The organism is Actinomycetospora lutea (assembly GCF_028737205.1).
Lineage (GTDB): Bacteria > Actinomycetota > Actinomycetes > Mycobacteriales > Pseudonocardiaceae > Actinomycetospora > Actinomycetospora lutea.
Genome location: NZ_JAQZAL010000059.1, coordinates 1 through 9,939, shown reverse-complemented (window position 1 = coordinate 9,939; position 9,939 = coordinate 1). Strand labels below are relative to the sequence as shown.

The 9,939-nt window shown below is 68.8% G+C and carries 9 protein-coding genes; 6 read left to right on the top strand and 3 right to left on the bottom strand.

Annotated features, from left to right (window positions below; all coding sequences use genetic code 11):
* Nucleotides 1–1,483: 1,483 nt before the first annotated feature.
* Complete coding sequence (locus PHK61_RS31170) at nucleotides 1,484–2,158, bottom strand: hypothetical protein (RefSeq protein ID WP_274284928.1); 675 nt, start codon at nucleotides 2,156–2,158, stop codon at nucleotides 1,484–1,486.
* On the opposite strand from PHK61_RS31170, the gene PHK61_RS31975 reads away from it, so the two are divergent.
* Entirely contained in the window at nucleotides 2,136–2,963 is an 828-nt protein-coding gene (locus PHK61_RS31975) for a sortase domain-containing protein (protein WP_337994022.1), read from the top strand. The genes PHK61_RS31170 and PHK61_RS31975 overlap by 23 nt on opposite strands.
* Nucleotides 2,964–4,162: 1,199 nt before the next feature.
* Here the strand turns inward: PHK61_RS31975 and PHK61_RS31160 are convergent.
* Nucleotides 4,163–4,372, bottom strand: coding sequence for a hypothetical protein (locus PHK61_RS31160; protein WP_274284927.1), 210 nt, complete (start codon nucleotides 4,370–4,372; stop codon nucleotides 4,163–4,165).
* Nucleotides 4,373–4,493: 121 nt separating this feature from the next.
* A complete protein-coding gene (locus tag PHK61_RS31155; RefSeq protein WP_274284926.1) occupies nucleotides 4,494–4,874 on the bottom strand; it encodes a histone-like nucleoid-structuring protein Lsr2 in 381 nt (126 codons plus the stop codon).
* 221 nt (nucleotides 4,875–5,095) lie between these two features.
* On the opposite strand from PHK61_RS31155, the gene PHK61_RS31150 reads away from it, so the two are divergent.
* The 5 genes from PHK61_RS31150 to PHK61_RS31130 all read left to right on the top strand — a co-directional run bounded on the left by PHK61_RS31150 (nucleotide 5,096) and on the right by PHK61_RS31130 (nucleotide 9,495).
* The gene (locus PHK61_RS31150; RefSeq protein WP_274284925.1) at nucleotides 5,096–5,908 is read left to right on the top strand and encodes a hypothetical protein; all 813 of its coding nucleotides are present in this window, start codon (nucleotides 5,096–5,098) and stop codon (nucleotides 5,906–5,908) included.
* 18 nt (nucleotides 5,909–5,926) lie between these two features.
* Nucleotides 5,927–6,466 (top strand): hypothetical protein, encoded by a 540-nt coding sequence (locus PHK61_RS31145; RefSeq protein ID WP_274284924.1) that lies wholly within the window; start codon nucleotides 5,927–5,929, stop codon nucleotides 6,464–6,466.
* 114 nt (nucleotides 6,467–6,580) lie between these two features.
* Entirely contained in the window at nucleotides 6,581–7,897 is a 1,317-nt protein-coding gene (locus PHK61_RS31140; protein ID WP_274284923.1) for a hypothetical protein, read from the top strand.
* A gap of 85 nt (nucleotides 7,898–7,982) precedes the next feature.
* Nucleotides 7,983–8,120 carry a hypothetical protein gene (locus tag PHK61_RS31135; protein ID WP_274284922.1) on the top strand — a complete coding sequence of 46 codons (138 nt, stop codon included), beginning with the start codon at nucleotides 7,983–7,985 and terminating at the stop codon, nucleotides 8,118–8,120.
* A 442-nt stretch (nucleotides 8,121–8,562) separates the two neighbouring features.
* Complete coding sequence (locus PHK61_RS31130; protein WP_274284921.1) at nucleotides 8,563–9,495, top strand: acyl-ACP desaturase; 933 nt, start codon at nucleotides 8,563–8,565, stop codon at nucleotides 9,493–9,495.
* The last annotated feature ends 444 nt before the right edge of the window (nucleotides 9,496–9,939 follow it).

Genomic DNA, 9,939 nt, shown 5'->3' with positions numbered 1-9,939 from the left:
GGGGGGGGGGGGGGGGGGGGGGGGGGGGGGGGGGGGGGGGGGGGGGGGGGGGGGGTGCAGCTCGGGCCAGCGGCCGAGCCGGCGGTATCGCCAGCCCGACCCGAGGGCCTTGCGCGCGGCTGGCGCCGTGCTCGGCCCTCGGGCCGTACGGCTCCCGCCAGCCCCGGCCGCCGTCTCTGAGAGCAGCCGGCCGCGGCGACGTCGTCATCCGAGTTGAGTGGTCCAGGCGGCGACAAGGGCGCCCTAGGTGGCGACTCGCTAACAGCGCTCTCGTGGGACCGCGTTCAACTCGATGCACATCTGGCTTCGGAAGGACGAAAGAAGTTGCTGGCGGTAGACATCCGCCCGCGAGCTGTTCGTCTGGGACTCCCTGGCTCGCTGACGCAAGTCGGCACAGGCTGGACCTGGGCGGCGCTGCGCGTCGTCGAGAGGTGGCCGACCCGTTCGAGGCGTAGCTGTTCCGCCAACGGACCGGCGTCCGCATTCTAAGTCAGCGAGGCTCCGATCGCGCACGGAAGTAAAGTCCAACTCATAAGTTTGAGAAAGTAAGAGCGCCAACGATGCGGCCACGTCACTTCCAAATATCTGAACCCGCCGACTGGCGTCCTGCACTACCAGATAAGCTTCGGCCTGATTCTGGGAGTCTCCTCCGCATAGCGCAACGTCTTGGCGACGCTCAGGCAAGACTTGGTCGCATGCGCTTCGGTTTTGCCCGCTAAGGACGTAAGCGCTGACCGCCTGAAGGAATCCGTTGTACACATCTCCGCGAAATCGTCTGGTCTGATCAACGTCCTGTGCTTCTAGTTGCTGCTGTTGGACCTGAAGCTGTGCTCCAGCGGCACGATCTGCTGCTCGCGAAGTATAGAGGCCAGTCACTACCGAGCCTACGAGGGTGCCAACGATCGCTGCCAGAGCCGTTATGACGCTTGCTCCATTAGCGGACGGGTTGCGAGTCGGCTCTGGCTTCTTCCGCGGCGGCCACACACGGTTCCGGTCGTTAATAGATGGGCGAAGCGTTACACGTCTAGTTGCCCAGCGGCCTTGGTGATACGGGTTACGGAGGGGAACTCGTCGAGGCACGAGCAACCGACGGGCTCTGCCCGGGCCCGACACCGCTCGGAGATCAGGGGAGGGGCAGGGGCGGCGGCGACCTCCTCGCGGCGCGCCGGAGGCCAGCCAGACCGCGGGCCACTCCGCGCCAGGCGGGAAGGAGTACCTGGCACTCCGGACCCACGGCCTGGCCGGGGAGGACCCGCGCCGCGAGGAGATCACCACCGAGACCCGATCCGTGTCCGGTACGGACTATTCACGGGCGAGAGCCAAGATCGCTGACATCTTCGCAGGTCAGACCCACAACGGGCGCGCACTGTAAATCCGTCGCGAAAGCTTCGAAGGTTCGAATCCTTCACCCGCCACCACCAGCCCCGATCGCTCGCTGACCAGCGACGACGGGGCTGACTCATGACCGGCTGACGGCGTCCGGTCAGGTCTGGTCCCTCGCGGCCCAGTGCGCCGAGAAGCTGGCGGCGTCGGTCGTCTCCGTGTCGTCCAGCAGGGCGCGGGTCCGGAGCAGTGCCTCGCGTGAGCGCTCGAGACGTTCCTGCGACTGCTCCACCTCGGTCAGCGCGAGGCGGACCCGCGACCCCACCCGGTCGTGCAGGGTGTCGAGATCCGCATCGCGGTCGTCGGCTCTCGCCTCGCGAACGTCCGCGCGGCGCTCGCGCCGGCCGGCGTCCTCCTCCCGCCGGTCGGCCTCGGCGTCGCGGCGGTCCGCCTCGCCCTCACGCCGGCGCGCGGCCTCGTCCCCGAGGATCGAGCGGTCACCGGGAAGCGGCGTCATCGACTCGCGATCGATCTCGCCCTGCTCCCGGCGGATCCGCTGCTCCGTGCTGGCCTGCGCCCACCGCAGGCGCTCGACCATCTCCCGCGCCCGCTGCAGGTCCTGCTCGGCGCGAGCCACCGCCTCCTGCGCCCGCTGGAGGCGACTCGCCGTCGGGAGGTGCAGCCGCGCGGCGGCGGCGTCCAACGACACCTCGCGGTCGTCCGCGTGGCGTTGGCGCTCGTCGGCGCGCTCCTCGCGCTGGTCGGCCTGGGCCTGCCGCCGGTCCGCGCAGACCTCGCGCCGGTCCGCGAGCGTGTCCCGCGCGTCGGCGCCCACCTCGCGGTCAGGAGGTGACGCCGCCCCGGGTCGATCGGACCACGGCGGTCCCGGTCCGGCGGGCTCGCGGGATGGCGGGGGCTCTGCACCCGCGCCTCCGGCCACGACGGCAGATTACGACAGCACGTCCACCTCGTCAGGCCCCGAACGGAACCCGAGTGCCGGCCGGGGGGGACCGACACCGGGGCCGGGGGGTTGTCAGTGGCGGCCGGGACGAGGACAGTCGCGCGGAGAGCTGGACCCTCGTCGACGATCATCGGGATCACCGACTTCAGTGCACGACCCGGTCAGGGGCTTGGGCACTCCTCGGAAGCGACCAGCAACCCTGCGTCGGCCGCTGCTGCGCCGACCTCCCGGCATCGTCGCCGTCGTGGCGCCCCTCGTCGGTGCGCGACGACGGTGGCCCGAGCGCGACGTGTCGCGGTCGGCGTGCGCCGGCTGGTACCGACACTCCCCGACGCCCGGTGAGCGGGGTCCGGCGGTGCTGCTGGGGCACGTGGACTCCGCCCACGACGGTCCGGCCGTGTTCTTCAACCTCGGCGCGCTGCGCCCCGGTGACACCGCCAGCGTGCGACGCGCCGATGGGCGCGACGCCGTCTTCCGGGTGACGCGGGTGGCGACGGTTCCGAAGGACCGCTTCCCAACCGACGAGGTCTACGGCGATACGACCGGCGCGGAGCTGCGCCTGATCACGTGTGGCGGCACGTTCGACCGCGGGGCGGGCAGCTACACCGACAACGTCGTTGTCGACGCCGTCCTGATCGAGGTCGACGAGGACGCTGGACCCGCCGTCGCGCCAAGGTGAGCCCGTTGGCGACCACCGAGGCCGAGTTCGGCAGGAGCACCTCGAACTGTGCGGTCGGTGTGTCGGAGCTGGGAAGGTCCCATCGACTGTGCTCGCTCGATGGTGGTCGTCGCGGTCTGCTCGGTTCTGGTGCGCGGCCGACGCCGTCCGGTGGTGGGTGTGATGGACGGTCGCTGTGACGGTCGCGGAGGTCATGATGCTGCTGTCTCTCTCGACAGCAGGGCCTTGATCAGCGATGGGAGTGGTCGATGCCCTGGGGCCATTCTGCGCAATTGGGGAAAGTAGTTTCGCTGTTGCTTCTGTCCGATTCTCTCGGGTGGGACCGTCAACGGGTCGGGAGCCCGGTCGGCACGGCCCCAGCTGCCGACCCGGTTGGCTCCGGTGCGCTTCCTCCCCCCCCCGGAAGCGTGCCGGGGCCTTCTACGTGGAAGGCGCTCAACGGCGGCCACCCGGTCGCGGAACGAGGCGTAGTCACGGACGAGCGGGGCGCGTGCCTTCGGGGTGAACTCGCGGCCGCCGGACTCCGCAGCCCCGGGGGAGAGGTGTTGCTGTGGACCGTCGCAGCCGAGCCGCGGGGTAGAAAACGCCCCGCCCCGGGCCCCACTCCGGGACGGGGCGTTCCTCGGCCTCCCGCGGCCGGTCACGGCCACGCCCCCGGAGACGTCCCCCCAAGGGTGTTGGACGCGTACGGCGGCGAGCGGTTCCCGCCGAGCCAGAACCGAGACCGCAGCGTGATGCACCCGGCCGCCCCGGCGAGGGACCGGGCACGCCCGACCGGGCCTCACCGGTGAGCCCGACCCGTCGTCTGCCCCAACCCTGAGGCGCTGCTTCGAGGTCGGGCTTGTCCACCCGGGCCGCCCAACCCACGCCGCCCAACCCACGCCGCCGCACCTACCGTGGCTCACACCGCCCGAGCGAGTCGGCGCAGCGCTGCCGGACACCCGGCCCGGCGATCGGTGGCTTGAGGCCGTAACCGTGCCTGCCGCCGAACATACGCATGGACGGCCCAGCGTTCCCGCATCGCCGGGGACGGGCGCCACGAGGTGCTCCGCGCGCCTCGACATTGGCGGAGGGTGCGCTGGCGCCACGCCGTCGCCGGCGGAGGGCGCTACCTCGGGGTCGTAAGGGGGCCTTCCTGGCCGGCCGGGCCCCTTTTCCTGTTGACCCGGCTCGCCCTCCGTCGACCGTAGGGGATCGCATCAGCCGACACGCCGGGCGAACGCCTCGGCGAGCTCCTCGAGCCTGCCGGGCATGTCGAGCATCAAGGTGCTCCACTGCGTCGAGCACGTCCGCCTGCCGTAAGTCGCCGTGATGACCCACTGCCCGAGATACCCAGGCCGCGTCACCGAGACGTCCCATTCCGGCCCCAGCGCCGTGCTGAACGCATCCCGGACGGTTCCTGCGTCCATACCTCAGGACGCCGTCTCGGCTGACTCAGGAGAATACTCCCCTGCGCAGGATGCGCCCGGTGGTCCTTACGAATCGCCGAGCGGCTCCGTGCGTGCGCGCGAAGCCGCTCCACCGGAGAGGTCAGTGGGCCTGGTGATAGGCGTCTGTGACTTCGCGGGGGATGCGGCCCCGATCGCTGACGGTCATGCCCTGCTTGCGGGCCCACTCCCGGATCGCTTGGTTCTGTTCTCGGTCCACCGGCGCCCGCCCGCCTGCGCCGTTGCCACGGTCGCCACCCGTCGGCGGCCGGCGTCCCGATGAGCCGCCGGTGCTGGCGCGGCGGCGCCCACCGGTGCGACGGGCGTGCTCGATGTACTCACCGAGGGCGTCGCGCAGGGCAGCCGCGTGCTCCTCGGACAGGTCGATTTGATAGGTCACGCCGTCGAGCCCGAACTCGACGGTCTCATCGGCGGGGCTCTGGTCGAGGTCGTCGAGGAGGGTGACCACAGTTCGTTGTGCCACGGGTTCATGCCTTCCGCTTTAAGGTGCTGCTCGGGAAAGCCCCTCGTGCGTGGCTGGTGACGCCAATCCCAAGCGAGACGATGATACCCATGGGCTCGACGCTGTCGCATAGCAGACCGCCCGATCGTGGCGCAGTCGCTCCTTTCGCTAAAGTCATGGTGCGCGGAGCGTTAGGCTCGGGTGCGCTCGAGTCGGACCGGAAAGCGCGATGATCTCCGTGCTTGATTATCCTGTGCTTCATCGATCGGAAGTGCGAGTTTCCCACTATCCCGCGCTTGTTGCGGCAAGGGGCTGACCGCGGCCGCAGGCGTCGCTACGCTCGGCGGATGGGGGACGTGGAGATCAAGACTTCGTGGGACGGCGACGAGGCCGACCACGCCCTCGACGTGCTCGGGCTTGACGAGGACGCGACGAACGAGCGCCGCATCTACTTCAGCGAGGTCTCTGTCGGCCCTGACGACCCGCTTCCGCTGAACAGCCGCGGCCTGATCCTGCGCCGCCGGGTAGGCAAGGGCGCCGACGTCACCCTCAAGCTCCGCGGACCCGAGGGCTGTCTCGACCTCGCGGCGTGGGCCGACCGCGTCGCCGGCTGGGGCGACGCGGCCAAGCTGGAGGGCGACTGGGCGGGTGCCCGTCACCTGCTCTCCGCATCGCTCGACCGGGACCTCAACGGGGCCGACGCCAACACTCCGCCGCACTCCGCCGAGGACGTCAAGGCGGTGCTCTCCGACCAGCAACGGGCCCTCGCCCGCGAGTGGATGGTTCCTCTGGACTCGCTCGACCCGCTCGGACCGGTCGCTGCACAGCGGTGGAAGCGGAAGTTCGACGGGGTGCGCGAGAAGGCCGATGTCGAGCTCTGGCGCGTCGACCAACTGCGCTTCCTCGAGGTGTCGGTGCGCGTCGACCGTTCGGTGGCGGCGAGCACACAGGACGCCCTCACCGCGGCCCTCGCCACATTCGGTCTCCCTCCCGACACCACGCCCACCACCAAGACCGAGGCCGTCCTGCGCGCGCTGATGAATCGCCGAGGCTAACGACGCTGGATCGGCTGGGTGCACGACGAGCGCCTGCGGCATGCCACCGTCGCCGCCGGCACGCCAGTCATCTACGTCAACCCGACTATGACGCCGGAGGAGCTCGCCGCCAACTTCGAGAAACAGCTTCGGTTGCCCTCGATCGCGGCCACCTTCCTGCGCCCACAGGGGCGTGCCGGTGATCCGCGCCAGCGCACCGGTGAACCGCCACTGGTGTTCGGCACGGCGCAGGTCGCGATCATCTCGCTCTCGCGTCGTGAGCGTCCGATTCTCTGCGTAATCACCACCACGGTCGGGAGGGTGGTCCACTCCCTCGGCATCGCGATACGACTGCATCGCACTGGCAGAGGTGACGAATATCGGCCGATGGCGAGAGCGTTCTGGCCCATCTGTGACCACTCCGCAACAATCCTGCAGCGCTCGACCATCCATCTGGGCGAAGGCGGGCGCGAGGGCCCGCGGGATACTACTGTGCGTGACTGCACATCTATCAGCGTCGCGTTGTGGGCGTTGTCCGGGGTCGACAGTGGAAGAGTGATCACCAAATCCGTGCGGTAGGCGACAATGATCTCGAGCAATCTTCGGTCAAAGGCAGTCGGGAGCACTCAGCGCCAGCGGGGAGCCCGGCACTGGCTTATCTTCGCAGCCTGGGCAGCTCTCGTCCTAGTGGCGTTGTCTCTGCTGGCGCTGGCCACGTTTTTGCTACTCCGCATGAATCTCTTTTCAAGCGCGCCACTCACTGATGCCCAACTAAAGAGCCTTTGGGCTTTTCTGGGCGTCGCGCTTGGCTCCGTTGCGACTCTCATCGGGACGCTGCTAACGGACCAGAACAACCGCCGAAAAGCGACGTTAGACTCGCTGGCTCTGGAGCAACAGAAGCAACAAGGCAAGGAGGCTGAACGCCGCCTCACGCTCGATGCGCGCACGAAAGCTCTTGAACTTGTGAGTCAGAACGGCGACTATGCGCCAAAGGCGCAGGTAGGCGGCGCCGTTGCCACAATGATGGAACTTCGTGGCGGCCCAGCCGCTATCAGGATCCTTGCGGACTTGTGGGAGAGGGATTGCATCGGTCTCGCAACTGCGGTTTGGTTGATTGACGAAATCCTTGCGGATGAGGCCGCTCGTGCGGCGGACAAAATCCAGGCGTCCGAGTTGCTGGCTCGCAATGCTGCGAAGCTTATACCTCTCGAGGACGATCCTGATCAGGACTGGGATAGGTGGCCCGACGCCGCCCAAGATCGCTGGCCTGGAGAGCTCCCTTCGATGGCTAAAAATAATTTCATCCTCCTGGCGGTTAGAACGCTCCTTGCGAGGAAACCCTCATGGTGGAAGGGTAGGGAGCTCTTTCCAGCGACCACACTGTGGTTCGGCCAGGACGACGAGGAGTATGGCACTCTGATCGCGGCAACCCTGGTCAGGCTGCTCGATTTAGGCTTCCCCATGGCAGAGGAAGACCGCATTCGCGCTTCGGCGGAGGGCGTCAACTTCGCGCCTTGGTTCGCCCACCTGCTTGACCAGCTTCCGGGGTGGGCCGCTGGAGAGGAGCCGGAGGCCGTTCCGGAAGCCAGTGCAAAGCGCGACATCATCGCTGTTGGTGGATCATCCACGGTGCCGGTGTCGATACCAGAAGCACTAGACGGAGGCGCGAAGGTGCCGGCGCCTGGGACACCGGTTGCGACACCAGGAGAGCCAGATGGAGGTGCCGAGGAGCCCCCGCCGGTGACAACGGCTGCGACACCAGGACAGCCAGATGGCGGCGCGAAGGTGCCGGCGCCTGGGACACCGGTTGCGACACCAGGAGAGCCAGATGGAGGTGCCGAGGAGCCCCCGCCGGTGACAACGGCTGCGACACCAGGACAGCCAGATGGCGGCGCGAAGGTGCCGGCGCCTAGGACACCAGGAGAGCCAGATAGAGGTGCCGAGGAGCCCCCGCCGGTCACAACGGCTGCGACACCGGGAGAGCCAGAACCTACACGAGGGGCTCTCTGATAGGACCTGAGCAGGCCCCGTGTGGAGGTGACGCTCCGTCGGAGCCGAACAGGGTCGTGCTTGTGTGTCACGACCCCGCTCTGCCATGTCGGAACTGCTGCGCACCCTGGTGCTGGGCCTGATCACCACGCACTCGTCCGAGGCGCTCAACCTCGTGCTCGTCGACTTCAAGGGCGGCGCCACGTTCGCGAGCCCGAACGTTGCCTGGCGCCGCATGTCTTGACGTTGACCTGGGGGCCCGTTCCCGCTCGCACACGGGGATGAGGCGGTGGTTCTGGTCGGCGAGACCTGGTCGTGGATCAGCCGTCGGACGTCAGCAGGCCGTCTGCTCGCGTCACCGACGAGGGCGCATCTCGGCCGCGGTGGCGTGGCTCCATGCCCGCGGCCACCGGTGGGCGCCAGTCCGCCGAGCCCCACGCCGAGACGGACCCCGGCGCGGTCACCGCAGACTCGAGACGAGGTCCGCGCCGTCCTGCCGTCGAGGGGTCTTGAATTCCCGGCTGGGCAGCTGTAAACGCACGATGATTACAAGTCGCGATGGTCATCCCACGGTCCCGGGAGCGGCTACGCTCGGTGCAGCCAGACGAAGCGGCTCCATCACCGACAAGATTGCGGGATCCATCCGTGCGGTCCCCCGACCAGAACCGCTGGCTGAGAGCGACACCATGACGATCTCCGACAGCATCCGCCTGCTCCTCGACCTCGAACCTGCGGTCGCCGAGAACCTCGATCGGCATCTGGGGGTCGCGAAGGAGTGGATGCCGCACGAGTACGTGCCGTGGAGTCTCGGCCGCGATTTCGCCGACCTCGGCGGCGAGGCGTGGGCTCCCGAGCAGTCGGCCCTGTCCCCGGTCGCCCGCACGGCGCTCGAGGTCAACCTGCTGACCGAGGACAACTTGCCCAGCTACCACCGTGAGATCGAGCGGGCGTTTGGGCGGGACGGCGCCTGGGGGACGTGGGTGCACCGGTGGACCGCCGAGGAGGCACGGCACGCCTACTGCATCCGCGACTACCTCCTCGTGACCCGCGGCGTCGATCCGGACGACCTGGAGCAGGCGCGGATGCAGGTGATGCAGACGGGGTTCGACTCCGAGGAGAAGCCGATCCTGAACGTGCTCACCTACGTGTCATTCCAGGAACTGGCCACCCGGGTGTCGCACCGCAACACCGGCAAGGTCGCCGGGGATCCCATCGCGGAGAAGCTGCTCACGCGGGTCTCCACCGACGAGAACCTGCACATGGTCTTTTACCGCAACCTCGCGACGACGGCCCTGGAGATCGCGCCGAGCGCCACCCTGCGGGCGATCACCGACGAAGTGGTCGGCTTCGAGATGCCGGGAGCGGTCATCCCGGGCTTCACGCGCAAGGCCGTGCAGATCGCCCAGGCCGGGATCTACGACCTGCGTGTCCACCACGACGAGGTGATCTTGCCGTTGCTGCGTCAGTGGGGGGTCTTTGAGCTCGAGGGGCTCGACGCCGAGGGCGAGAAGGCCCGCACCGAGCTTGCCGACTTCGTGACCGGGCTGGACGACCAGGCCGTGCGGTTCGAGGAGAAGCGCGACCGGGCCCGGGCGCGCGCGGCTGACCGGGCCGGATAGCGCTCGGCCGTGGGGAACCGCCCGTGCGCCTACTACCGGTCTCGCTCCCCGCGGTCCGCCGGGGCCGTCCGACGCGGACACCGGGGCCTCAATGAGCCGGGTCAGGGTCTGGCCGGCGCGCTCGCCCTCGGCCCGGGGTCCTGTAGCGAGACTTGATGATTCCCCAGGACCACCATCACGGGCTCGGTGCGGGCCAGGCGTTCAATCGGCCACGAGCGAAGGGACGTCTCGCCGGGTTGTGCTGACCCTTGCGCGACACACATGCCGCCGCCCCCGCCAGGAGGCCGAAAAGTGATCGGGGTCCCGGTCGGCCAGTCGAGGCGAGATCACTTCGGGCACGCTTCTGCCGGCTGAGGCGATGCCGAGCCCAGGGCAGGCCAGACCTTTAAGGGCTCTTCCGGAAACGGAGTGCAGGTGAGGGCGTGAGCGCCCGGAGCGCCGGGG